The sequence below is a fragment of the Alphaproteobacteria bacterium genome (genome assembly GCA_019635875.1).
Taxonomy (GTDB): domain Bacteria; phylum Pseudomonadota; class Alphaproteobacteria; order Reyranellales; family Reyranellaceae; genus JAFAZJ01.
Genome location: JAHBYP010000008.1, coordinates 187,520 through 212,016, shown reverse-complemented (window position 1 = coordinate 212,016; position 24,497 = coordinate 187,520). Strand labels below are relative to the sequence as shown.

21 protein-coding genes are annotated in these 24,497 nt (G+C 69.2%); 15 read left to right on the top strand and 6 right to left on the bottom strand.

What is annotated here, in order from left to right; genetic code table 11:
• Positions 1-39: 39 nt before the first annotated feature.
• From KF889_24985 to KF889_24970, 4 genes are all read left to right on the top strand, one after another.
• Positions 40-633 carry a hypothetical protein gene (locus KF889_24985; GenBank protein ID MBX3502714.1) on the top strand — a complete coding sequence of 198 codons (594 nt, stop codon included), beginning with the start codon at positions 40-42 and terminating at the stop codon, positions 631-633.
• Positions 634-754: 121 nt separating this feature from the next.
• Positions 755-2,023, top strand: a complete 1,269-nt coding sequence (locus KF889_24980; protein ID MBX3502713.1) for an alkaline phosphatase family protein — start codon at positions 755-757, stop codon at positions 2,021-2,023.
• Positions 2,024-2,097: 74 nt separating this feature from the next.
• Complete coding sequence (locus KF889_24975; GenBank protein ID MBX3502712.1) at positions 2,098-2,418, top strand: winged helix-turn-helix transcriptional regulator; 321 nt, start codon at positions 2,098-2,100, stop codon at positions 2,416-2,418.
• Position 2,419: 1 nt separating this feature from the next.
• Positions 2,420-3,067 (top strand): cation transporter, encoded by a 648-nt coding sequence (locus KF889_24970; protein ID MBX3502711.1) that lies wholly within the window; start codon positions 2,420-2,422, stop codon positions 3,065-3,067.
• Between the two features lie 59 nt (positions 3,068-3,126).
• Here KF889_24970 and KF889_24965 read toward each other — a convergent pair whose 3' ends face one another.
• The gene (locus KF889_24965) at positions 3,127-5,460 is read right to left on the bottom strand and encodes a xanthine dehydrogenase family protein molybdopterin-binding subunit (GenBank protein ID MBX3502710.1); all 2,334 of its coding nucleotides are present in this window, start codon (positions 5,458-5,460) and stop codon (positions 3,127-3,129) included.
• Between the two features lie 280 nt (positions 5,461-5,740).
• Between KF889_24965 and KF889_24960 the strand changes: the two genes are divergently transcribed.
• From KF889_24960 to KF889_24945, 4 genes are all read left to right on the top strand, one after another.
• Positions 5,741-7,069 carry a tetratricopeptide repeat protein gene (locus KF889_24960; protein ID MBX3502709.1) on the top strand — a complete coding sequence of 443 codons (1,329 nt, stop codon included), beginning with the start codon at positions 5,741-5,743 and terminating at the stop codon, positions 7,067-7,069.
• A 44-nt stretch (positions 7,070-7,113) separates the two neighbouring features.
• Positions 7,114-8,019 (top strand): hypothetical protein, encoded by a 906-nt coding sequence (locus tag KF889_24955; protein ID MBX3502708.1) that lies wholly within the window; start codon positions 7,114-7,116, stop codon positions 8,017-8,019.
• Between the two features lie 100 nt (positions 8,020-8,119).
• Complete coding sequence (locus KF889_24950; protein ID MBX3502707.1) at positions 8,120-9,328, top strand: hypothetical protein; 1,209 nt, start codon at positions 8,120-8,122, stop codon at positions 9,326-9,328.
• Between the two features lie 60 nt (positions 9,329-9,388).
• Positions 9,389-10,627: an MFS transporter gene (locus KF889_24945; GenBank protein MBX3502706.1), complete on the top strand. Its 1,239-nt coding sequence runs from the start codon at positions 9,389-9,391 to the stop codon at positions 10,625-10,627.
• A 54-nt stretch (positions 10,628-10,681) separates the two neighbouring features.
• On the opposite strand, the gene KF889_24940 is transcribed toward KF889_24945, so the two are convergent.
• On the bottom strand, positions 10,682-10,915 hold the full coding sequence (locus tag KF889_24940) for a hypothetical protein (protein MBX3502705.1): 234 nt from the start codon (positions 10,913-10,915) through the stop codon (positions 10,682-10,684).
• Between the two features lie 465 nt (positions 10,916-11,380).
• On the opposite strand from KF889_24940, the gene KF889_24935 reads away from it, so the two are divergent.
• Positions 11,381-13,474 (top strand): hydantoinase/oxoprolinase family protein, encoded by a 2,094-nt coding sequence (locus KF889_24935; protein MBX3502704.1) that lies wholly within the window; start codon positions 11,381-11,383, stop codon positions 13,472-13,474.
• Here KF889_24935 and KF889_24930 read toward each other — a convergent pair.
• Positions 13,449-14,081: a transcriptional regulator gene (locus KF889_24930; protein ID MBX3502703.1), complete on the bottom strand. Its 633-nt coding sequence runs from the start codon at positions 14,079-14,081 to the stop codon at positions 13,449-13,451. The genes KF889_24935 and KF889_24930 overlap by 26 nt on opposite strands.
• 71 nt (positions 14,082-14,152) lie before the next feature.
• On the opposite strand from KF889_24930, the gene KF889_24925 reads away from it, so the two are divergent.
• The 6 genes from KF889_24925 to KF889_24900 are packed head-to-tail and all read left to right on the top strand — an operon-like array spanning position 14,153 to position 21,442.
• The gene (locus KF889_24925; protein MBX3502702.1) at positions 14,153-15,556 is read left to right on the top strand and encodes an MFS transporter; all 1,404 of its coding nucleotides are present in this window, start codon (positions 14,153-14,155) and stop codon (positions 15,554-15,556) included.
• 52 nt (positions 15,557-15,608) lie between these two features.
• Positions 15,609-17,276 (top strand): hydantoinase B/oxoprolinase family protein, encoded by a 1,668-nt coding sequence (locus tag KF889_24920; protein MBX3502701.1) that lies wholly within the window; start codon positions 15,609-15,611, stop codon positions 17,274-17,276.
• Positions 17,277-17,296: 20 nt separating this feature from the next.
• Entirely contained in the window at positions 17,297-18,307 is a 1,011-nt protein-coding gene (locus KF889_24915) for a TRAP transporter substrate-binding protein (protein ID MBX3502700.1), read from the top strand.
• Positions 18,308-18,335: 28 nt separating this feature from the next.
• On the top strand, positions 18,336-18,959 hold the full coding sequence (locus KF889_24910; GenBank protein ID MBX3502699.1) for a TRAP transporter small permease: 624 nt from the start codon (positions 18,336-18,338) through the stop codon (positions 18,957-18,959).
• 3 nt (positions 18,960-18,962) lie between these two features.
• Complete coding sequence (locus KF889_24905) at positions 18,963-20,264, top strand: TRAP transporter large permease subunit (protein MBX3502698.1); 1,302 nt, start codon at positions 18,963-18,965, stop codon at positions 20,262-20,264.
• Positions 20,261-21,442: an FAD-binding oxidoreductase gene (locus tag KF889_24900; protein MBX3502697.1), complete on the top strand. Its 1,182-nt coding sequence runs from the start codon at positions 20,261-20,263 to the stop codon at positions 21,440-21,442. The genes KF889_24905 and KF889_24900 overlap by 4 nt, the downstream gene beginning before the upstream one ends.
• A gap of 140 nt (positions 21,443-21,582) precedes the next feature.
• On the opposite strand, the gene KF889_24895 is transcribed toward KF889_24900, so the two are convergent.
• From KF889_24895 to KF889_24885, 3 genes are all read right to left on the bottom strand, one after another.
• Positions 21,583-22,749 carry an acyl-CoA/acyl-ACP dehydrogenase gene (locus KF889_24895; protein MBX3502696.1) on the bottom strand — a complete coding sequence of 389 codons (1,167 nt, stop codon included), beginning with the start codon at positions 22,747-22,749 and terminating at the stop codon, positions 21,583-21,585.
• Positions 22,750-22,909: 160 nt separating this feature from the next.
• Positions 22,910-23,707, bottom strand: a complete 798-nt coding sequence (locus tag KF889_24890) for an alpha/beta fold hydrolase (protein ID MBX3502695.1) — start codon at positions 23,705-23,707, stop codon at positions 22,910-22,912.
• An 18-nt stretch (positions 23,708-23,725) separates the two neighbouring features.
• On the bottom strand, positions 23,726-24,496 hold the full coding sequence (locus KF889_24885; protein ID MBX3502694.1) for a glucose 1-dehydrogenase: 771 nt from the start codon (positions 24,494-24,496) through the stop codon (positions 23,726-23,728).
• Between the last annotated feature and the right edge of the window lies 1 nt (position 24,497).

Genomic DNA, 24,497 nt, shown 5'->3' with positions numbered 1-24,497 from the left:
AATGATCAGTGAGCAGCCTCGTTCGAGTGGAGGACCAGGATGAGCCAGCTGAACGGCATGTGCTACGTGCTCGAGAAGCTTCGGGTGAAGATCCGCCAGAAGCATCTCGACCTGATGGCCAAGGGCACCACGCCGCAGGCGGGCGATGTGAAGACCCCGCAGTTCTGGGCCGATCTCGAGAAGTACGCCGACCAGCTGGCGCTGATGATGCGCAACCTCGGCTCGATGGCGCATTCGCTCGAGGCCCAGGCCGAGGGCGCGCGCTTCGCACCGCTCGCCTATCGCTACAGCGCCAGGCAGTCGGTGCGCGACCGCCAGCGCAACGTGCGGAACGTGATGGACCTGGCGCTGGAGATCGCCGGCGACCTGCAGGATCTGTACGGCCGCGGCCAGAAGCCGACCGAAGCCGACATGATCAAGGGCATCGAGAAGATCATGAAGGAGCTCGGCAAGTCGATCGACAGCTCGCAGGTCCAGGCCACCGTGAAGCAGCTCACCAGCGAGCCGGGACTGCACGGCCATGCCCAGCCGGCGCCCTCGCTGGGCGGCCTCGCCTCGCTGCCGGTGCTGGTCATGGCGATCATCTTCATGATCCGCCGCAAGTCGCGCGAGCGCCAGAAGCAGGACGCGTAACGAAGCTGTCATCGCGAGCCTCGGCGAGGGAACCAGGAGGGCAGCCTGGATCCCTCGCGGACGCTCGGGATGACAGGAACGCCAGGTTGTGGTGTCTTCCCGCCATGCTCACGGGTGACACATGGCCGTTCGACGCGTCGTGCTGGTGATCTGCGACGGGCATCGCCGCGATTTCGTGCGGCCGGAGCTTTGCCCGTCGATCGTCGATCTCGCCCGCACCGGCCGGCGCTACGACAATCATCGCGGCGTCTTCCCCTCGGTGACGCGCGCCTCCTCGGCGTCGATCGCCACCGGCTGCCATCCGGCGCGGCACGGCCTGCACGGCAACACCATGGGCCTGCCCGAGGGCGACGGCGTCGTGGTGCACGATGTCGGCCCGCCGCAATTCCGCGACGCCATGCGCCGGGCGCTGGGCCGCACGCTGAAGACGCCGACCCTGGCCGAGCGCCTGCGCGACGCCGGTGGTTCGATCGTGTTCTCCAACGTCTCGCCCGGCGCGGCCTATTTCCAGGATCCCGATGGTCACGGCCACGTCTATCACCGCGCCGGCTCATTCGCGCCCGGCCTGGTGCCGATCGACGGTGCGGATGGGCTCGACATCGCCAAGGACGCGACCGGTGATCATGCGATGGCAGCACGGTTTTGCGTCGAGGTGTTGCACGAGCGACGCCCGCCGCTCGCCGTGCTGTGGCTGAGCGATCCCGACGCCACCATGCACGCCAGCGAACTGGGCGGGCCGGCGCATCTCCAGGCCATCGCCTCGGCCGATACCTGCGTCGCGCGGGTGCGCGGCACCGTCGACGCATTGCGCCGGGCAGGCGAGGACATCCTGCTGATCGTCGGCTCCGACCACGGCCAGGAGACCGTCACCGGCGCGGTCGAGGTCGACCGCCTGCTGGTCGAGGCCGGACTCAAGGACTCGTTGGACTCGACCGAGGTTGCCGTCGCGTCGCAGGGCACGTCCGGCCTGATCTACGTCGCGCCGCGCGCTGCATCGCGGCGCGCGGCCATCGAGGCCTTCGTGCGCGCGCAGGACTGGGCCGACGGCGTCTTCGCCGGCGAAGGGCTGGCGGAGCTCGGCATGGCGCCCGAAGGTCACTTGCACATGGCGTTCAGCATGGCCAAGACCGACGCGCCCAACCGCCACGGCTGCCCCGGCGGCAGCCTGATCGTCGCCCGGGCGAGCGCCGGCGAGAAGCTCGGGCTGGGCCAGCACGGCGGCACCGGCCGCTTCGAGCAGGCGCCGTTCCTGATCGTCGAGGGCGCCGGCTTCGCGCCCGGCACCACCTGCGCCGAGCCAAGCTGCATCGTCGACATCGCGCCCACGGCGCTCGCCCATCTCGGCCTGCCGGCCGACGACATGGACGGCCGCGCGCTGCAGGGGCGATAGAGCCGTTTTCCTTCCCCCTCCAGGGGAAGGGCATGGCTTGACTCTCGCATACACTTGAATAGATATTCAATTGTATGAGAAAGCCTCGCAAGCGACCGAAGAAGGCCGACGACGACCGTGCGCCGGAGCTGGCGGATCTGTTCCGCCTGCTGGGCGATGCCAGCCGGCTGCGCATCGTCATCGCCTGCCTCGACGCGCCGGTGGCGGTGAGCGCCATCGCCGAAGGGCTGGGCCTGTCGCTGTCGCTGGTCAGCCATCATCTGCGGCTGTTGCGCGCAGCGCGCCTGGTGCGCGGGCTGCGCGAGGGCAAGCAGATCTTCTACCAGGTCGCCGATCACCACGTGCGCGGGATGATCACCGACATGCTCGAGCACATCGCCGAGGAAGCGGACTGACATGAGCGCCGGTTGTTGCCGTGGTCACGATCACGGGCACGGTTCCAACGTCCACGGCCCGTACCGCTCGATCCTGTGGATCGCGTTGGTGCTGAACGCGGTGATGTTCGCGGTCGAGATCGGCGCCGGCGTCGTGTCGGGCTCGGTCTCGCTGCTGGCCGACGCGCTCGACTTCCTCGGCGACGCGGCGAACTACGCCGTGACTCTCTTCGTGCTCGGCGCGGCGCTGGCCTGGCGCGCGCGCGCGGCGCTGCTGAAGGCCGCCAGCATGGGCGCGTTCGGGCTGTGGGTGGCGGGCGAGGCGGTCTGGAGCGCGCTCACCGGAATTGTGCCGCAGGCCATCACCATGGGCACGATCGGCGCGCTGGCACTGGGCGTCAATCTGCTGGTCGCGCTGCTGCTGTTCCGCCACCGCGACGGCGATTCCAACATGCGCTCGGTGTGGATCTGCTCGCGCAACGACGCCATCGGCAATATCGCGGTGATGGCCGCGGCGGTCGGCGTGTTCGGCACCGGCACCGGCTGGCCCGACATCGCCGTCGCCGCGATCATGGCCAGCCTGGCGCTGTGGGGCGCCTGGCAGGTGGCGCGTCTGGCGCTGGGGGAGCTGCGCGAGCCGAATTCCCACCACCTGTCATCGCGAGCGTAGCGAGGGATCCCGGCAGATCGATTGGATCCCTCGCTGCGCTCGGAATGACAGCGAGGCGGCTATTCCGCCGCGACTTTCATCGCCGCGCCGTGCAGCGCCTCCCAGATGGCGCGCGGGGTCGCCGGCATGTCGATGTGCTTCAGGCCGGTCACCGGCTTGAGCGCGTCGACGATGGCATTGATCACCGCCGGCGGCGAGCCGATGGCGCCCGCCTCGCCGGCACCCTTCAGGCCCAGCGGATTGGTCGTGCAGCGCGAATGGTGCGTGTCGAAATGCACGTGCGGCACGATGTCGGCGCGCGGCAGGGCGTAGTCCATGAACGAGCCCGACAGCAGCTGGCCGCTCTCGTCGTCATAGACCGTGCGCTCGGTCAGCGCCTGGCCGACGCCCTGGCCGACGCCGCCATGCACCTGGCCCTGCAGCAGCAGCGGATTCATCACGCCGCCGAAATCGTCGACGATGGTGTAGTTGACGATCGTCGGCGTGCCGGTATCGGGGTCGATCTCGATTTCGCAGATGTGGCAGCCATTGGGGAAGGTCGCTGCGTCGGGCACGCGGGTGAATTCGTCGTCGAGCGGCTTGCCGCCGTGCCTGGGATCCTTCGCCGCGCGGGCGACGTCGAACAGCGAGACCCGGCGGTCGGTGCCGACGATGCGGAAATCGCCGTCCTTGTACTCGACGTCCGCCGCCGACGCCTCGAGCATGCTGGCCGCGACCGGCTTGCCCTTGGCGATGATCGTGTCGGACACGCCATAGACCGCCGCGCCGGCGACCGGGATCGAGCGCGAGCCGCCGGTCATGCCCTCGGGCGTCACGTCGCTGTCGCCCTGCACGATGCGGATGCGTTCGGCGTCGATGCCCAGGCGATCCGACATGATCTGCGTGAAGGCCGTCTCGTGGCCCTGGCCGTTGGTCTGCACGCCGAGATAGATCGTGATCGTGTCGTCGTCGTTGAACTTGGCGATCGCCGTTTCCTGCGGCGCGGCGCTGCATTTCTCGACATAGGTCGCCATGCCGATGCCGCGCAGCCTGCCGCGCTTCTTCGCCTCGGCGCGCCGCGACTCGAAGCCGTTCCACGAGGCCTGCTGCATCGCCTTGCGCATCACGGTCTCGAAGTCGCCGGAATCGTACACGTCGCCCAGCGCCGTGCTGTAGGGCAGCTGATTGGGCCGGATCAGGTTGCGGGCGCGGATCTCGTCGGGCGAGACGCCGACCTCGCGCGCGATGTGATCGACGAAGCGCTCCAGCAGGTAGGCGGCCTCGGGACGGCCGGCGCCGCGATAGGCGTCGGTCGGCACGGTGTTGGTCGCCATGCCCTTGATGTTCACGTAGATCGCCGGCGTCTGGTACAGGCCGGCCAGCATGCTGGAGCCCGCCATGGTCGGGATGAAGGCGCCGAAATGCGAGAGATAGGCGCCGAGCGCGGCGTAGGTGGTGACGCGCAGGCCGAGGAAGCGGTGCTCGCTGTCGAGCGCCATCTCGGCGAAAGACACGTGATCACGTCCCTGCACGTCGGACTGGAACGCCTCCTGCCGATCGGGGATCCACTTCACCGTGCGCTTCAGCAGGCGCGAGGCCCAGACCACCAGCGGGTATTCGGGGTGCATGAAGATCTTCATGCCGAAGCCGCCGCCGACATCGCCGGTGCGCACGCGCAGCTTGTCCTGGCCGATCTTCAGCACCATCTCGGCCAGCACCGGACGGATGACGCTGACACCCTGCGACGACACCCACAGCGTCGAGCGGTCCTTGTCCGCGTCGTACTCGCAGATCGCGCCGCGCGGCTCCATCGAGTTCACGATCAGGCGCTGGTTGACGAGTTGCAGCTTGACCACGCGCTTGGCGGCCGAGAATGCCTTGTCGGTGGCCGCGCGGTCGCCCATCTCCCAGTCGAAGATCAGGTTGTCCTTGATGTGCGGCCAGACCAGCGGCGCGCCCTTCTGCGCGGCGCCATGGGTGTCGACCGAATGCGGCAGCGGCTCATAGTCGACCTCGATCAGCTCGGCCGCGTCCTTGGCCTGTTCCAGGCTCTCGGCGACGACGAAGGCCACCGGATCGCCGACATGGCGCACCACGCCGTTGGCCAGCATCGGCCGCGGCGTCTCGGCGCGCTCGGTGCCGTCGCGGTTGGTGATCGGCACCAGGCACGGCAGATCACCGTAATCCGCCGCCTTGACGTCGGCATAGGTGAAGATCGCGAGCACGCCCGCCGCTGTCCTCGCCGCCGAAACATCGATGCCGCGGATCTTCGCGTGCGCGTGCGGGCTGCGCAGCACATAGCCGCGCGCCACGCCGACGCCGGCCTTGGTGTCGTCGGTGTAGCGCCCGCCGCCGGTCAACAGGCGCGGATCCTCGACGCGACGCACGGCTTGACCGATTCCGAATTTGGCCATGGCGAACTCCTCGATTTGGCGCGACGTTAGCAAACCGGCCGGGCCGGCGCGCAATGGAATCTTCGCAGGCGTCATTCCTTCACCACGCCGTGGCGGCAGGGCATCGCATATGGCGCGCCACATTCCCGCGCTGGTGGGGGAAGGTGGCGCGCCAAAGAAAAAGGGTGGTGTGACGTGGGGAACAGAGGTGGATGGCGATCCGGGATACTTCGGTCGCCATCGAAGCAGCGACGGCGTGCGTTGGGGCATGTCGCCGCCGCATAACCGTCTGGAGAGAGCAATGACCACGAGAGATACCCACGGAAACGTGCTGACCGGCGCCTCGGGTGTGGCGCGCGAGCACTACGAGACGGCGCTGGACCTGATGCGGGTCTATCGCAATGACCCGATGGCGGCGACGGAAGCCGCCATCGCCGACAGCCCCGGCTTCGCCATGGCGCATGCGCTGAAGGCCTGGATGTTCCTGCTCGGCACCGAGCCTTCCGGCTTCGAGCCGGCGCGGGCGGCCTGCGAGGCGGCGAGCGCGACGGCGGGCACGGCGCGCGAGCGCGGCCATGTCGCGGCGATCGGCCAGATGATCGAGAATCGCTGGTGGGACGCGTCGCGCACCATGGCGCAGGTTGCGGTCGACAATCCGCACGACGCGCTGGCGCTGCAGGTCGGTCACTCGATCGACTTCTTCACCGGCAATGCGCGCATGCTGCGCGACCGCATCGCGCGCGCCCTGCCCGAGTGGGATCCCCGCATGCCGGGCTACCATGCGCTGCTCGGCATGCACGCCTTCGGCCTGGAGGAGTGCGGCGACTACGCCAGTGCCGAGCGCCAGGGCAAGCGCGCGGTCGAGCTCGACCCGCGCGATTCCTGGGCGCAGCACGCGGTGGCGCATGTCATGGAGATGCAGGGCCGCCAGGCCGACGGCATCGCCTGGATGCGCGCGGCGCCGGACAACTGGACGCGCGACAGCTTCTTTGCCGTGCACAATTGGTGGCACCTGGCGCTCTACCACCTCGACCTTGGCGAGATCGATGAGGTGCTGAAGCTGTACGACGGGCCGATCAATGGCGGCGGCTCCTCGCTGGCGATCGAGCTGGTCGACCACTCGGCGCTGCTGTGGCGGCTGATGCTGCGCGGCGTCGATGTCGGCCAGCGCTGGCAGCCCTTGGCCGAGCGCTGGGCTTCCTTCGCCACGGCCGGCAACTACGCCTTCAACGACGCGCACGCCATGATGGCCTTCATCGCCACCGGGCGCACGGCGGAGATGGTGCAGGTGCTGGAGGCGCAGGAGCAGGCGATGGCGCGCAACGACGACAACGCGATGTTCACGCGCGATGTCGGCCGGCCGGTGAGCCTGGCGCTCAAGGCCTTCGGCGACGGCGACTACAAGCGCGCCGCCTGCCTGCTCAAGCCGGTGATCGGCATAGCCGGCCGCTTCGGCGGCAGTCACGCCCAGCGCGACCTGCTCGACCTGACCCTGATCGAGGCGGCACAGCGCGGCGGCGATGTCGCCCTGGCCCGGGCGCTCACTGCCGAACGGCGAGAGGTCAAGCCGACCAGCCCGTTCAACCGCGCGCTGTTCGATCGGGCGCGCGCGGTGGCCCAGGCGGCGTAAGAAGGCACTGGACGAGACCCGTCATCGCCGCCACACCGGCGGCGATGACGAGCGCCCATCTCGCCGCCGAAGGCTTCGAGGCGCAGCTCCGCGAGGAGCTGCGCCTGCTTGGCGTCGGGGTCCGCATGGAGCACGGCCGGCTGTTCGTGTGCGAGGACGCGACGGCAGCGCCCGCCTGGGCCGCGAACACCTGGCTCGACGTCGCGGAGATCGCCATCGCCTCGATCGGCGATGCGGCCTCGACGCTGCGCGCGATCCAGCGCAACTGGGCGCTGTACGCGCCGGTTCATGCGCGGCGCGCGACCTTGATCCAGGAGCGGCTGCCGCACGTCTCGGCCAGGCCGCTGGTGTTTCCGACCGGGGCGCCGACGGCGCCGTTGGGATCGTGGACGCTGCTGGCGCCGGATCGCCTGCTGTGTGCGGCGCGCTGCTCGTCGCCGTTTCCCAACGGCGTGATCGCGTTCGTCGAGGATCGTGAAGGACCGCCGAGCCGTGCCTATCTGAAGCTTTGGGAAGCGCTGACCCGACTGGGCACACGGCCGGGACCAGGCGCGCGCTGCCTCGATCTCGGTGCCACGCCCGGCGGCTGGACCTGGGTGCTGGCGTCGCTCGGCGCCGAGGTGCTGGCGATCGACAAGGCGCCGCTCGAACCCAGGGTCGCGGCCATGTCCGGCGTCGCGTGGCGCGGCGAGAGCGCCTTCGGGCTCGATCCGCAAAGCGTCGGCCCGATCGACTGGCTGTTCAGCGACATCATCTGCTACCCGGCGCGACTGCTGGCGCTGGTGCGGCGCTGGATGGAGCAGGGCCGCGTGCGCAACTTCGTCTGCACCATCAAGTTCCAGGGCGAGACCGACCACGAAACGGCGGCGGCCTTCTCCGCCATTTCCGGGAGTCGGCTATTCCACCTGCATCACAACAAGCACGAGCTGACCTGGGCGCTGCTGCGCTAGAGTCCGGGCGGCGGCGACCCTGTCACCTGTCATTCCGAGCGAAGCGAGGAATCCAGGCGGTTTCTGGATTCCTCGCTTCGCTCGGAATGACAGTGGCCGCATGAACTCGATTTCCGATCCGCAGCGTCTCGACGGCGTGTCGCGCCGCGCCGTCGCCGGGCTGGCGGTGACGCAGATCATCGGCTGGGGCACGACCTTCCATCTGCCGGCGGTGCTCGGCTCGGTGATGGCGCCGTCGATCGGCATCTCGATGGAGCTGCTGTTCGGCGGCATCTCGATGCAGCTGCTGGCCAGCGCGCTGGTCGCGCCGCGCATCGGCCGGCGCATCGACCGGCGCGGCGGCCGCGCCATCATGGTCGGCGGCTCGGTGCTGCTGGCGCTGGCCCTGGTGCTGATCGCGCTGGCGCACGGGCCGATGCTCTATTTCCTCGGCTGGGCGCTGATCGGCTGCGCTACGCCGATGACGCTGGGGGTCGGCACGCAGGCCTCGCTGGCGCAGGTCGCCGGACCGGGCGCGCGGCGCGCCGTGTCGGTGCTGCTGTTCTTCACCGGCCTGCCGTCCTTCTTCTTCTGGCCGCTGGCGAGCTGGCTCGAGCCGATGATCGGCTGGCGGCAGACCGCGCTCCTGTTCGCCGCCATGCACCTCGTGATCTGCGTGCCGATCCACCTCGCCGTGCTCGGCCGGCGCATCCCGGTGCGCATCGCGGCAAGCGGCGTGCCGATGGAGGATGGCCTGCCGTCGCAGGCGCGGCGCGGCGCCTTCTGGCTGCTGGCGGCGATGCTGTCCTTCGCCGGCATGATCTCCTGGGGCGTGGCGCTCAACATCATCGAGCTGCTGAAGGCCGGCGGGCTGGCGCCGGGCACGGCGGTGTTCATCGCCACGCTGGCCGCGCCGATCCAGGCCTCGGCGCGCATCGTCGAATTCATGTTCGGCGGCCGCTATCCGGCGACCGTCACCGGGCTGGTGTCGGCGGCGGTGATGCCGCTGGGCTTCGTCGGCGTGCTGGTCGGCGGCGGCGCGGTGTGGGCGGCGGTGACGTTCGTCGTGTGCTACGGCATCAGCAACGGGCTGATGACCCTGGCGCGCGCCACCATCCCACTGGCGCTGTTCGGACGCGGCGAGTACGGCACCTGGACCGGCCGGCTGACGACGCCGCAGAACCTGGTCTTCGCCGCCTCGCCGGTGCTGTTCGCCGCCCTGCTGCAGCGCCAGGGACCCGAGCTGATGTCGTGGGTCGGGCTGGCGATGGCGCTGGGCTGCCTGCTCGCCATGATCCTGCTGGCGCGCTACGCCGGGCGGCATCGCTGAGGGAGTTCGCCGCCGGATGGCGGATGGTCGCGATTGGGCCGACGACGCTAAGTCGCGCGCATGAGCGACACGACCTTCTCCGCCGCCGCCCGTCCCGCCGCACCCTTCGCACCGCTGTGGATGTCGGCGGCGCTTGCGCATGGCGCCGACCAGATCGCCTTCGCCGCGATTCCGCTGGCCGCCGTGCTGCTGCTCGGCGCCGACGCCGCCGACATGGGCGGGCTGAACATGCTGCAGACGCTGCCCTGGCTGCTGCTGGCACTGCCCGTGGGCGTGCTGGTCGACCGGCTCGACCGCGCGCGGGTGATGGCGGCGTCGGAGGCGACGCGCGCGGCGCTGCTCGTGCTCGGCGCCGGCCTCGCTTGGGCGGGGCTGCTGAGCCTGCCGCTGCTGGGTGCCCTGGGCTTCGCCCTGGCGGCCACGACCTGCGTCTTCAGCGTCGCGGCCCAGGCGCATGTGCCCGCCGTCGTGCCGCGCGATGGCCTGGCCGCCGCCAACGCCCGCATGGAGCTGGCCCGCGCCGGCGCCACGGCGGCGGGACCGGCGCTCGCCGGCATTCTGCTGTCGCTGGTCACGCCGGTGGCGGCCCTGCTGATCTCCGGCGCGCTGTCGGCGATGGCCGCGCGGCTGGTCGTCCGCGCCCGCGTCGCAGTCGCATCCGCGGGCAAGCGCCTGCCGCGCTGGCGCGAACTCGGCACATGCCTGAAATTTGTCATACAGGACCGCCACCTCCGGCCGATCGCCATCACCGCCATGGGCTGGGCGACGAGCTGGTCGATCCTGGTGACCGTGCTGGTGCTCTACGCCAGCCGTTCGCTCGGCCTGTCGGCGGCGGCGATCGGCATCATGCTGGCCGCCAACGGCACGGGCATGATCGTCGCGGCGCTGAGCGCGGGCGCGGTCGGCCGCCGGGTGCCGGCGGGCCTGTTCATTGCCAGCGGGCCGGCGATCTCGGTGGCAGGCGTGCTGATCGTCACGCCGCTGTTCGGCGCCGGCGCGGTGCAGGCGGCGCTGGCGATGTTCCTGCTCGGACTCGGGCCGATGTACTGGACCGTGGGCCAGACGACCCTGCGCCAGACGGTGACGCCGCCCGCGATCCTGGGCCAGGTGATCGCCATCCAGTTCCTGATCCAGTACGGCTCGCGCTTCGTCGGCGCGATGCTGGGCGGCGTGATCGGCGAGGCCTGGGGAGTCGAAGCGGCAATCTGGGCGGCGGCGGCGGGCTTCGGCGTCCAGCTGCTGACCATCCTGTGGTCGGCCGTGCCGCGACTGCGCACCTACGAGGAAGCGCTGGGCTGAAATGAGGAAGGGGCGCCGCGAGCGGCGCCCCTCCTGCTGGTCGGCCGGCTGGCGTCAGCGGTAGCTGTGCCAGTTGCCCCAGCGGTCGTAGTAGCCGCCCCGGTAGCCCGAGTAGTAGCGGTCGCGCCGCTCGACGCGGTCGTCGATGCCGTTGCGGTTGTAGTCGACCCAGCCCGGCGGGTTGTAGTAGGAGCCGCGGCTGTAGTACGGATCGTTGGACACGGTGGTCACGGTGCACGCGCCGAGCACCATCGCGGCGCCGGCAGCGATCATAAGAGCACGGAACATTGCAGCCTCCTTGATAACCTGGCGGGCGCGCACGGCACCCGGCAGCTCAAAGGTGGTGTCGGACCGCGTCATCCGCTGGACAAAATCGCGGTCAATCGGCGGCGAAATGTTACGGGATGCCACACCTGCCTTCCGGCCGCCGCAATTGACCTAAGGGAGGATGCGGGTCGAGAAAGTAGGCCCAACGCCCCCGTGCCGGTAGCTCGAGTCGCGGCTCGCATCGTAGCTGGCATGCTGCGTGCAGGCGCCGAGCATGGCGATCGAAACGGCAGTGATGAGCAGTGCGCGGAACATGTCCTATCGTCCCTGGTATCTCGGGCGGTCGTTGTCTTACCCTGTCTCACGCTGTCCACCAGTCAAACTGCGTCACGATGGCGGGAGGGATCGCCGCGGGTTGCCGCGGTGCGCCGACCTCACTAGTGTCGCCGCCCTGACACGGCGTTGCATTGAAAAAGGGGTTCCGGGGTGGCGCAATCCACGCGTCTGGCCGTCGATATCGGCGGCACGTTCACCGACATGGTTCTGGAAATCGGCGAGGCGGGGCAGGGCGGCAGGCGCTTCACGCGCAAGGTTCTGACAACGCCGCGCGCGCCCGAGGAAGGCGTGCTGGAGGGCACCCGCGCGATCCTCGCCGATGCCGGCATCGGCTTCGCCGACATCGATGTCTTCGTGCACGGCACGACCTTGGCGACCAACGCCATCATCGAGCGCAAGGGAGCGAAGACGGCGCTGATCGCCACCGAGGGCTTCCGCGACACGATCGAGATCGCCTACGAGAGCCGCTACGACCAGTACGACGTCTTCATCGAGAAGCCGCGCCAGCTGGTGCCGCGCGCGCTGCGCTTCACCGTGCCCGAGCGCGTCGACGTGCACGGCGCCGTGCGCCTGGCGCTCGACGAGCAGGCGGTGCGCGCGTTGGCGCCGAAGCTCACCGAAGCCGGCGTCGAATCCGTCGCGGTCGCCTACCTGCATTCCTACGCCAACGAGGCGCACGAGCGGCGCACGCGCGACATCCTGCGCGAGATGCTGCCGTCGCTCTCGGTGACCTTGAGCAGCGAGGTCTGCCCGGAGGTGCGCGAGTACGACCGCACCTCGACGACCATCGCCAACGCCTACATCCAGCCGCTGATGGCCGGCTACCTGGCGCGGCTGCGCGATGGCTTCGCCGCCGAAGGCTTCAAGGGCATGGTCTACCTGATGACCTCGGGCGGCGGGCTGACGGCGCTGGAGACGGCGCGGCGCTTTCCCATCCGTCTCGTCGAGTCAGGACCCGCTGGCGGTGCGATCCTTGCCGCCAACGTCGCGGCCGAGCGCGGCGAGCGCAAGGTGCTGTCCTTCGACATGGGCGGCACGACGGCCAAGATCTGCCTGATCCAGGACTACACGCCGTTCAAGTCGCGCACATTCGAGGTCGACCGCGCGGCGCGGTTCCTGAAGGGCAGCGGCCTGCCGGTACGCGTGCCGGTGATCGAGATGGTCGAGATCGGCGCCGGCGGCGGCTCGATCGCGCGAGTCGACGAGTTGCGGCGCATCACCGTCGGCCCCGACAGCGCCGGCTCCGAGCCGGGCCCGGCGAGCTACGGCCGCGGCGGCACCATGCCGACCGTGACCGATTCTGACGTCGTGCTGGGCAAGATCGATCCGGCGCGCTTCGCCGGCGGCACCATCGCGCTCGACGTCGAGGCCGCGCGCGGCGCGGTCGAGCGCGCGGTCGGCCAGCCGCTGTCGCTGGGCAGCGAGACGGCGGCCTATGGCGTGGGCGAGATCGTCGACGAGAACATGGCCAACGCCGCGCGCGTGCACGCCGTCGAGCGCGGCGCGGTGATCGGTGAGCACACCTTGATCGCCTTCGGCGGCGCCGCACCGTTGCATGCCTCGCGCCTGGCCGAGAAGCTCGGCATCGCGCGTGTCGTCGTGCCGGCCAATGCCGGCGTCGGCTCGGCGGTGGGCTTCCTGCGCGCGCCGGTGGCCTATGAGCTGGTGCGCAGCCGCTACATGCGACTCGACCGTTTCGACGCCGCTGCCGCCAACGCGGTGATCGAGGCAATGAGCGCCGAGGCGCAGGCGCTGGTGGCGCCCGGCGCCGCGGGCCGGCCGGTGTTCGAGACCCGCGTCGCCTACATGCGCTATCTCGGCCAGGGCCACGAGATCGTCGTGCAGTTGCCGCAGCGGCCGTTGACCGACAGCGACGCCGACGCAATGCGCGAGGCCTACGAGAAGGAGTATGCGCAGCTCTTCGAGCGCTTCATCCCCAACGCCGTCATCGAGGTGCTCAGCTGGTCGGTCACGGTCTCGACCGAGGCGACGCAGCCGGCGGCGGTCTCCGATCCGTCGCGCGCCGGTGGACCCAGGCCGATCGGCAGCCGCGCCTTCTACGACGCGCGCCTGTCGAAGCGCGTCGACGTGCCGGTGTACTGGCGCGGCGACCTGAAGCCCGGCGGCGTCGTACCCGGTCCGGCGATCATCGCCGAGGACGAGACCTCGACCTTCGTCTCGGCGATCTTCGACGCCTGGCTCGACAATGCCGGCGGCATCACGCTGGAGCGGCGGCGGGCCTGATGCGATAGGCGCAGCGGCGCGCGCCAGTGACGATGTGGTCGAGACGCTCGACCGCGACATCGGGACCAAGCGCCGCCTGGAACACCTGCAGCTCCGAGCGGCAGAGCGACTGGCATCGCCTGGCCGCGGCGCAGATCGGGCAGTGGTTCTCGATCAGCATCATGCCGTCGCCGTCGCGCCGCGCCTCGGCCATGTAGCCCTCGGCCGTCCTGATCCTCGCCAGCCGACTAACCCGCTCGGCAAGCGAGCCGGCATCGGCGAGGCGCTTGCGATAGGTGGCGAGGGTCGATGCTTCGCGGTGCGCGATCAGGCGTTCCAGGCCATCGGCACCGAACACCGCTTCGGTCGCGTTCAACAGCTCGAGCGTCAGCCCGGCATGGCTGTCGGGGAAGCGGCCGTGTCCCTTCTCGCTCAGGGTCCAGTGGCGTTTGGGGCGCCCGACGGTGGTGCGACGATCCTCGAAGCCCACCAGCCCTTCGGCCTGGAACCGCGCCAGCATCTGGCGTATCGCGACCGGCGTGACGCCGAGCCGCTTCGCCAGCGCGGCGGCGGTCTGCGCCCCCGTGGCCTTCAACGCGTAGAGCAGGCGCTCCGCCGTGCGATCCATCGCGCGAACTCTAGCAGGCGACAATTTAACAATCTATTGCTTTCTAAATGACCGGCCTGTAGGCATGCGGCATGACAGAGGAGAAGGGGAGCTGGGGCGAGATTCTGCGCACGCCCTACACGGCGACGACGGTGACGTTGTGCCTGGGCGTGGCGCTCTACGCCTTCAACACCTTCTTGGTGGCGACGGCGCTGCCCACGGCGGTGCAGGAGCTGGATGGGCTGGCGCTGATCTCGTGGTCGCTCACGGTCTACCTGGTCTTCGCCATCATGAGCGGTGCGTCCGCCGCGCTGCTCCAGCGCCGGTTCAGCGCGCAGCTGGCGCTGACCGCCGCCGCGGTGGTCTTCCTGCTGGGCTCGGTCGTCGCCAGCGTCGCCGTCACCATGCCGCAGGTGCTGGTCGGCCGCGCCCTGCAGGGCATCGGCCAGGGCGTCGTCGCCGCGCTGGTCTCCTTGCTGACCATCCAGCTCTATCCGCTGCGGCTGGTGCCCAAGGTCTTCGGCATCCAGGCAGTGGTCTGGGCGGTCGCGGGCTTCGGCGGGCCGGTCCTCGCCGGCTTGCTTACGCAGCACATCTCCTGGCGCGCGGCGTTCCTCGTCAACGTGCCGCTGGCGGCGATCTTCATCGCCCTCGTCCTGTGGGTGGTACCGCGCGCGGCGCCGGAGCCCGGCCGATTCTCGCTGCCTCTGACCCGGCTGGCCATCATCGGCGTCGGCATCATGCTGGTATCGCTCGCCAGCATCGCGCACGAGGTCAGTGTCTCGGCCGCCCTGCTGCTGGGGGCCGCGGTCCTGCTGGCTTGCGCCGTGCTGCTCGATCGTCGCGGCCGCACGCGGCTGATGCCGCGCGATGCCTTCTCGCCGCGCACGATCGTCGGCAACGGCCTGTGGGTCGTGCTGCTCATGCCGATGGCGAACGCGGCGTCCACCGTCTATCTCGTGTTGCTGCTGCAGACGCTCTGGGGATTCACGCCGACCTTGGCCGGCGCCATCGGCGCGATCATGGCGCTGTCGTGGAGCGGCGCCGCGATCCCGATCGCCAATGTCGTGAGCGCAAGACGCAGGCGGCTGGCGGTGTGCGCCGGCCCCGCGCTGCTGACGCTGGGCTTCGTCGGCACGATGCTGGCGTTCCGCCATGACCTGCTGGTGGTGCTTGTCGCGGCCCAGGTCGCGGTCGGCTCCGGCTTCGGGGTCACCTGGGCGTTCCTCAACCAGACCGTGATGGTGGCGGCCGGCGACGCCGAGCGCGACCGCGCTTCGGGGCTGCTGCCGACCGTGCAATCCGCCGGCTACGCGGTGGGCGGCGCCGTGACCGGCCTGGTCGCCAATCTCGCAGGCTTCACACGTGCCACGACGCAGGACGACGTGATCCTTGCCGTGATGGTGGTATTCGGCGTCGCCGCGGCCCTGTCCGTCGGCGCATTCGTCGCAGCCATCCGCACGACTTCTCTGGCGGCGCGCGCCGCAAACGCCTAAGTTCCGCGGCACGGAGTTTGCGTCGCTCCGCGTCGAGGAGAGCTCACAGATTATGGCGTCCAACAGCCTTGGCCAGATCGACCTGCAGATCATGTGGAACCGCCTGATCGCGGTGGTCGAGGAGCAGGCCCAGACCCTGATGCGCACGGCGTTCAGCTCGATCGTGCGCGAGGCCGGCGATCTGTCGGCCGGCGTCTTCGACCTCAAGGGCCGCATGCTGGCGCAGGCGGTCACCGGCACACCGGGCCACGTGAACTCGATGGCCGAGTCGGTGAAGCATTTCATCCGGCACTTCCCGGTCGAGACCATGAAGGCCGGCGACATCTACGTCACCAACGACCCTTGGATGGGCACCGGCCACACAAACGATTTCGTGCTGACCACGCCCTGCTTCAGGAACGGCAGGCTGGTCGCGCTGTTCTCCTGCACCAGCCACATCATGGACATCGGCGGCATCGGCTTCGGCCCGGATGCCACCGACGTGTTCATGGAGGGGCTCTACATCCCCATGCTCAAGCTCGCCGAGCAGGGGAAGATGAACGAGACCCTGCTGGCGATGATCCGCGCCAACACGCGCACGCCGGTCGACACCGAGGGCGACGTCTACTCGCTGGCCGGCTGCAACGATGTCGGCTGCCGCCGCCTGGTCGAGATGATGGAGGAGTTCAATCTCGACGATCTCGACGAGCTCGCCACCTTCATCATCGACAACAGCCGTGCCGCCGTGCTGGCGGAGATCGCCAGATTGCCCAAGGGCTCGTGGCGCAACGAGATGATCGTCGACGGCTACGACCAGCCGATCAGGCTGGTGGCCACGGCCACAGTCAGCGAAACCGGCATCCACGTCGACTACACCGGCACCGACCCGCAGGCCGCGCGCGGCATCAACGTGCCGCATGCCTACACCACGGCCTACACCGTGTTCGGCCTGGGCTGCATCGTCAGCGCCCGCATCCCCAACAACGCCGGCTCGCTCGAGCCGCTCACCGTCTCGGCGCCCGAGGGCAGCATCCTCAACGCGCTGAAGCCGGCGCCGGTGCTGTCACGCCACGTCATCGGCCAGATGCTGCCTGACATGGTGTTCGGCTGCATGCGCCAGGCGATTCCCGATCGCGTGCCGGCCGAAGGCACCTCGTGCCTGTGGAACATCAACGTGCGCGGCATGGTGAAGGACGGTGACGGCGGCAATTACGGCTTCTCCGTCGCCATCACCAGCAACGGCGGCACCGGCGCGCGGCCGGCGGCCGACGGCCTGTCGGCGACCGCCTATCCCTCGGGCGTGCGCGGCACGCCGGTGGAGATCGCCGAATCGATCACGCCGCTGATCTTCTGGAAGAAGGAGCTGCGGCCCGAGAGCGGCGGCGCCGGGCGCACGCGCGGCGGCATGGGGCAGATCATCGAGGTCTCCTCCGGCGTCGACATGCCGTTCGACCTGCTGGCCGCCTACGACCGCATCGATTATCCGCCACGCGGGCGCGACGGCGGCGTCGACGGCGCGGCCGGCTATGTCGGCCTGACGACAGGGCAGAAGCTCAAGGGCAAAGGCTTCCAGCAGATCGCGCCGGGCGAGCGGCTGGTGATCATGACGCCGGGCGGCGCCGGGATCGGCGATCCCCGGTCGCGCGACCCCGGGGCGATCGCGCACGATGTCGAGGAAGGGCTGGTCTCGCGCGAGACGGCCGAACGTGTCTACGGGCTGCCGTTGAAGGCGGCGGAATGACCAACAACAGGGGGCAGACGATGACCACTTCACGCAGGCAGGTATTCCGGATCGGTGCGGGCGCAGCGGCGGTGACCCTGGCGGCGCCCTGGGCGGCGCGCGCCCAGTCGACCCTGAAATGGGATCTGTCGACGGTGTGGCCGGACGGCAATTTCCACACCCAGAACTGCAAGCTGTTCGCCGAGGCGGTGAAGACCGCCACCGGCGGCGCGCTCGACATCACGGTCAAGGCCGGCGGGCAGCTCGGCTTCAAGGGACCGGAGCATCTGCGCGCGGTGCGCGACGGCCTGGTGCCGATGGCCGACGTGCTCAACGTCCAGCAGGTCGGCGACGAGCCGCTGCTCGGCACCGAGGGCGTGCCGTTCCTGGTCGGCAGCGCCGACGAGCTCAAGGTGCTGCACAAGCACCTGCGGCCGGAGTACGAGAAGGTCGCGGCACGCAACAACCAGAAGATCCTCTACATGGTGCCGTGGCCGACGCAGTACCTGCACCTGAAGGTCAAGGCGGAGACCGTCGACGCGCTGAAGGGCATCAAGATCCGCGTGCCGGACAAGAACTCGCAGGACCTGACGGCGGCGATCGGCATGGCGCCGGCGCTGATCCCCTGGGGCGAGACCATCCCGGCGCTCGCGTCCGGCGCGGTCGCGGGCGTCTCGACCTCGTCGGTGTCGGGCGTCGACGGCAAGTTCTGGGAGTTCCTGAAGTTCTTCCACCAGACCAATCACCAGTGGTCCTCGCAGATCGTCACGGTCAACAACGACTCGTGGAAGAAGCTGTCGGCCGCGCACCAGAAGGCCATCGTCGAGCTGGCGGCCAAGATGGAACCGCAGTTCTGGGCGACCAGCCAGAAGGCCGACACCGACAGCTCCAAGCGGCTGACCGAGGGCGGCATGGAGATGGTCGTGCCGTCGGCCGCCATGATGGCCGACCTGCGCAAGCGCACGGCAAGCCTGCTCGAGGCCTACATGAAGCGTGTCGGCGCCTCGGAGAAGCCGATCAAGGCCTATCTCGCCGAGGTCAAGCGCGCCTGATCCGGCAAGGTCCCGGCCGGTGACGGAAATGGCGGGGGCTCGCGCGTCGAGCCTCAACGAGGGCGCGCCCGCGTTCCTGCGCCCGGTGCTCGACGCCGTCGACCGGCTCTGCCGGCTCGACGGCTGGATCGCCGGCGGCTGCCTGCTGGCGCTGACGACGCTGATGATCTGCGAGGTGGTCGTCAGCGGCGTCGCCAACAGCGTCTACTGGCTGCGCGCCAAGGGTCTCGACTGGCTGCCGGCGGAGCTGCCGGCCAGCGTGCCCAACGCCTGGGAGTACAGCTCCTACCTGATGGCCGCGAGCTTCACCTTCGGCGCGGCCATGACCCTGCGCGCCGGCGGCCATATCCGCGTCACCCTGCTGCTGGCGCGGCTTTCGCCGGGGCGGCGACGTCTGCTCGAGATCGTCGCCGCGCTCGCCGGCCTGGTGATGTCGGGCTTCCTCGCCTATTCGATGATGCTGTTCACCTGGGGCTCCTACATGCGCGGCGCGACGTCGATCAGCAGCGACACGCCGGTGTGGGTACCGCAGGCGCTGATCACCTTCGGCATCGCGCTGCTCGCCCTGCAGTTCGTCACCCGCTTCCTGCAGGCGGTCTGCGGCCTGCAGCTCGAGGACCCGCGGCTGCGCCTCACCTCGGCGTCGGAGTAGACGATGTTCTCCGCCGTCTCGACGATGTTCGCCGTGCTGTTCAGCGCGCTCGCCGGCGGCATCTGGATCGGCCTGACGCTCGGCCTGACCGGCGTCGTCCTGCTCTACGTGTTCCGCGACATCCCGCTCGAGCGCCTGCTGCCGCAATACGCCTGGAACATCCTGACCACACAGGAACTGCTGGCGCTGCCGCTGTTCATCGTCATGGGCGAGCTGCTGTTCCGCACCCAGCTCTCGCGCAAGCTGTTCGGCGGCCTCGCGCCCTGGGCCGCCCTGCTGCCCGGGCGGCTGGTGCACGTCAACGTCGTGGGCTGCTCGATCTTCGCCGCGATCTCCGGCTCCTCGGCGGCGACGACGCAGGTCGTGGGCCGCATCTCGCTCGACGAGCTGACGCGACGCGGCTACTCCAGGGACATCGCCGTCGGCAGCCTGGCCGGCGCCGGCACGCTGGGCTTCCTGATCCCGCCGTCGAACATCATGATCATCTACGGCGTGCTGGGCGACGTCTCGGTTCTGAAGCTGTTCACCGCCGGCTTCATCCCCGGCGTGCTGCTGGCGGCGTGCTTCATGGCCTGGGTCATGCTGCACACCACGATCAAGCCGTCGCTGGTGCCGGCGTCGGAGCACGCGATGCGCTCGATGCCATGGCCGCAGCGTTTCGCCGCGCTGCGCGACCTGGCGCCGGCGATCTTTCTGATCCTCTGCGTGCTGGGCTCGATGTATGGCGGCCTGGCGACGCCCTCGCAGGCCGCCGCGGTGGGCGTGCTGGGCGCGATCTTCGTCGCGCGCGCCCAGGGCGGGCTCACCCTGCGCACGCTGCGCGACGTGGCGCTCGGCTCGGTGCTGACCTGCAGCATGATCGCGATGATCGTGCTGGGCGCCTCGATCCTCGGCAACGCCGCGGCCTTCCTCGGCATTCCCGCGGCCATCGCCGGCTTCGTCAGCAGCCTCGGCCTTGCGCCCCTCCTGCTGATCCTCGCGTTGACGTTGTTCTACATCGTGCTGGGCTGCTTTCTCGACGGCTTCAGCATGATCGTCATGACCCTGCCGATCGTGCTGCCGATCGTTAAGGCCGCCGGCTTCGACGAGATCTGGTTCGGCGTCTTCCTCGTGCTGGTGGTCGAGATGTCGCAGATCACGCCGCCGGTGGGCTTCAACCTGTTCGTGATCCAGGGCCTCACCCAGGACGGGCTGGGCTACATCGCGCGCGTCACGATGCCCTACCTGATCATCATGGTGCTGTTCACCATGACGATCGCCCTGTTCCCCGATATCGCCCTGTGGTTGCCGCGCGTCCTGTCATGAGCGGCTCGTGCGACGTGGCGATCGTCGGCGGCGGCGCCGTCGGCAGCTCGATCGCCTATTGGCTGACGCGCGATCGCGGATGGAAGGGGCGTGTCGTCGTGATCGAGCGCGATCCGGCCTACGCCCGCGCATCGTCGGCGCTCAGCGCCAGCTCGATCCGCCAGCAATTCTCCACGCCGCTCAATATCGCGCTGTCGCGCTTCGGGATCGGCTTCCTGCGCGACGTGAATGCGCATCTGGGCGTCGAGGGCGAGCCGCCGGTCGAGCTCGGCCTGCGCGAGCCCGGCTACCTGTTCCTCGCCACGCCCGCCGGCGTGCCGGTGCTGCGCGACAACCATGCCATCCAGTGCGCCGAAGGCTGCGACGTGGCGCTGCTCGAGCCCGATGAGGTCGTGGCGCGCTATCCGTGGATGGATCTGGATGGCATCGCGCTGGCCTCGCTCGGCACGGCCAACGAAGGCTGGTTCGACGGACCGGCGCTGATGCAGGCGTTCCGCCGCAAGGCGCGATCGCAGGGTACGGTCTACCTGCACGACGAGGTCGTCGGCATGGAGCTCGCCGGGAGCCGCGTGACGAGCCTGCGGCTGCGCTCCGGCGAGTCGATCGCCGCCGGTGTCGTGGTCAATGCCGGTGGTCCATGGTCGGCATCGGTGGCGGCGATGGCCGGCGCAAGCCTGCCGGTCGAGGCGCGGCGGCGCTGCGTCTTTGTTTTCGACTGCCGCGAGCGCTTCGAGGGCGCGCCGCTGACCATCGATGCCTCGGGCATCTGGTTCCGTCCGGAGGGCCGCTACTGGCTGGCGGGCGCGCCGCCGTTGCCGCAGAACGACGTCCATGAACTGCCGCTGGAGGTCGACCACAGCGAGTGGGACGAGCTGATCTGGTCGCCCTTGGCGGCTCGCGTGCCGGCTTTCGAGTCGGTGAAGGTGGTGAGCGCCTGGGCCGGCTACTATGAGTACAACACCTTCGACCATAACGGCATCGTCGGGCCACATCCGACGATCTCGAACCTGATCTTCGCCACCGGCTTCAGCGGTCACGGCATCCAGCAATCGCCGGCGACCGGCCGCGCGGTGGCCGAGCTGATCGCGCACGGCCGCTTTGTCAGCCTCGACCTCACGCCTTTCGGCTTCGAGCGCATCGCCGCCAACCGCCCGATCGTCGAGCACAACATCATCTGATGCTACTGTCATCCCGAGCGCAGCGAAGGATCCAGGTGACTCTAGAGCGACGAGCCCGAATTCGGCGCCGCCCTGTCATCCCGAGCGCAGCGAGGGATCTACGGCCGCCCTGGATCCCTCGCTGCGCTCGGGATGACAGGTTAGTACGATTTCGGCAGCCCCAGCGCGCGTTCGGCGATGTAGCACAGGATCAGCTCGGCGCTGACCGGCGCGATGCGCGCGATCATGATCTCGCGCATGTAGCGCTCGACGTGGAACTCCTTGGCGTAGCCGTAGCCGCCATGGGTCAGCACCGCGCGCTCGCAGGCGTGGAACGCCGCCTCGGCCGCCATGTACTTTGCCGCATTGGCCTCCGCACCGCACTCCTTGCCGCTGTCGTAGAGCGAGGCGGCCTTGAAGGTCAGCAGGTCGGCGGCCTCGAGCTCCATCCAGTTCCTGGCCAGGGGATGCTGGATCGCCTGGTTCTTGCCGATCGGCCGGCCGAAGACGACGCGCTCCTTGGCGTATTGCGTGGCCTTCTGCAGCGCCAGCCGACCCAGCCCCACTGCCTCGGCGGCGATCAGTACGCGCTCCGGGTTCAGCCCGTGCAGCAGATAGTGGAAGCCCTTGCCTTCCTCGCCGATGCGGTCCTCGAGCGGCACCTTCAGCCCGTCGATGAAGATCTGGTTGGTGTCGATCGCCTTGCGGCCCATCTTGTCGATCTCGCGCACCTCGATCTTCGACCGATCGAAGTCGGTGTAGAACAGCGACAGGCCGTCGGTCGCCTTGCGACACTGCTCGCGCGGCGTGGTGCGGGCGATCAGCAGCATCTTGTCGGCGATCTGCGCCGTCGTGGTCCACACCTTCTTGCCGTGCACGACGTACTGGTTGCCGTCGCGCTCGGCCTTGGTTTCCAGCGCCGTGGTGTTGAGCCCGGCATTGGGCTCGGTCACGGCGAAGCAGCCCTTGACCCTGCCCTGGATGATGTCGGGCAGTATGCGCTGCTTCTGCTCCCTGGTGCCGAACACCACGATCGGGTTGGGCCCGAAGATGTTGAGATGGATCGCCGAGGCGCCGCTGAAGCCGGCGCCCGAGCCTGATACGGTCTGCATCAGCAGCGCCGCCTCGGTGATGCCCAGCCCGGCGCCGCCATACTCCTCGGGCATGGCGATGCCGAGCCAGCCGGAGTCGGCCATCGCGGCGTAGAAGTCGCTCGGGAAGCCGCCTTCCTTGTCCTTCTTCAGCCAGTAGGCGTCGTCGAAGCGCGCGCACAGCTTCTCGACGCTGTCGCGGATCGCGAGCTGGTCGTCGGTGAAGGCGAAATCCATGGAACTCTCTCCGGCTCTTCACTCCCTCTCCCCGCGCGCGGGGAGAGGGTCGGGGTGGGAGGGGTTGGCTCAGGTTGCGCGAGGTGGAGCGTGCGTCACTTGCGACAGCCCCTCACCCCGGCCCTCTCCCCGCAGGCGGGGAGAGGGGGGAAGGCACGACTCAGCGCTGCGCCCAGAGGAACGACATCATCGCCTTGTTGAAAGGCTCGGGCCGTTCGACGTTGGGCAGGTGGCGCGCGTTGGCGATGCCGACATAGCGGCCGCCGGGGATCTTGCCGGCGATCAGCTGGTTGCGGTCGGGCGGCGTGCCGGGATCCTCGTCGCCGCAGATCACCAGCGTCGGCGTTGTGACGGTATGCAGCCTGTCCTCGAAATTGAAGTTCTGGATCGCCGAAGCACAGCCGAGGAAGCCCTGGGCCGTGGTGCCGGCGATGGTGGCGTGGATCTGCCCGTAGCGCGCCGGATTGGCATCCTTGAATGCGGGCGTGAACCAGCGGTCCATGGTGGCGTCGGCCAGGGTCGAAAGGCCGTTATTGGCGCGCACCGCCGCCTTGCGCTCGTCCCACGACGCCGCCGAGCCCGGCGGCGTGCTGGGCTGCGTGTCGCAGAGGATCGCCGAATACAGTCGCGAACCGTGGTCGAGCAGCAGCGCCTGGCCGATCATGCCGCCGATCGACAGGCCCATGTAGTGCGTCCTGGCGATGCTCAGCGCGTCGAGCGCCTTGATCACGTCCTCGGCGAGGATCGCCATGGTGTAGTCGCCGGCAACCGGATCGCTGCCGCCATGGCCGCGCATGTCCAGCCGCAGCACGCGGAAGCCGGCCGCCAGCAGCGCCGGCATCTGCTCCGCCCACATGCCGCCGTCCGACGACAGCGAATGGGTGATGGTGATGGTCGCGGCGCCCGCGTCACCCGTCAGGTCGTAATAGATGCGGCGGTTGTCGATGTTGAGCAACATGGTTGTTCCCTCCCGAGATCACATGGCGCTGATGCCGCCGTCGATCACGACCTCGGAGCCGGTCATGAACGCGGATTCGTCGGACGCGAGGAAGACCAGCGCCCAGCCGACTTCCTCGGGCTTGCCGAGACGGCCGATCGGCACCTGGCGGCCGAGCTTCTGCTGCATCACCTCGTTGCCGAAGCGGTCGCGGTACTTGTCGAGGATCGGCGTGTCGATGAAGGTCGGATGCACCGAGTTGCAGCGGATGTTGTAGCCGGACTTGGCGCAGTGCAGCGCCACCGACTTGCTGAGCAGGCGCACGCCCGCCTTGGCCGAATTGTAGGCCGCCATGTTGGCGCCGGCGATGATGCCCGAGATCGAGGAGATGTTGATGATCGAGCCGCCCAGGGTGGCGGTATGCTTCCTGATCTCCTTCACGCCGTGCTTGCAGCCGAGGAAGACGCCGTCGAGGTCGATGGCGTGCACCTTGCGCCATTCCTCGAGCTCGATGTCCTCGACCGTCTTGCTGAGCCCGATGCCGGCGGAGTTCAGCAGCACGTGCAGCGCGCCGAACTTCGCTACCGTGGCGGTGATTGCCGCCTTCCACTGATCTTCGCTGGTGACGTCGAGCCGCACGAAGTCGGCCGCCGCGCCGATCCTCGCCGCCACGGCGCGGCCGCGCTCCTCGGCGATGTCGGCGATCATCACCCTGGCGCCCTCGCGCGCCATCAGCTCCGCGCCGCATTCGCCCAGCCCCGATGCGCCACCGGTGATCAGCGCCACCTTGCCGTCCAGACGTCCTGCCATG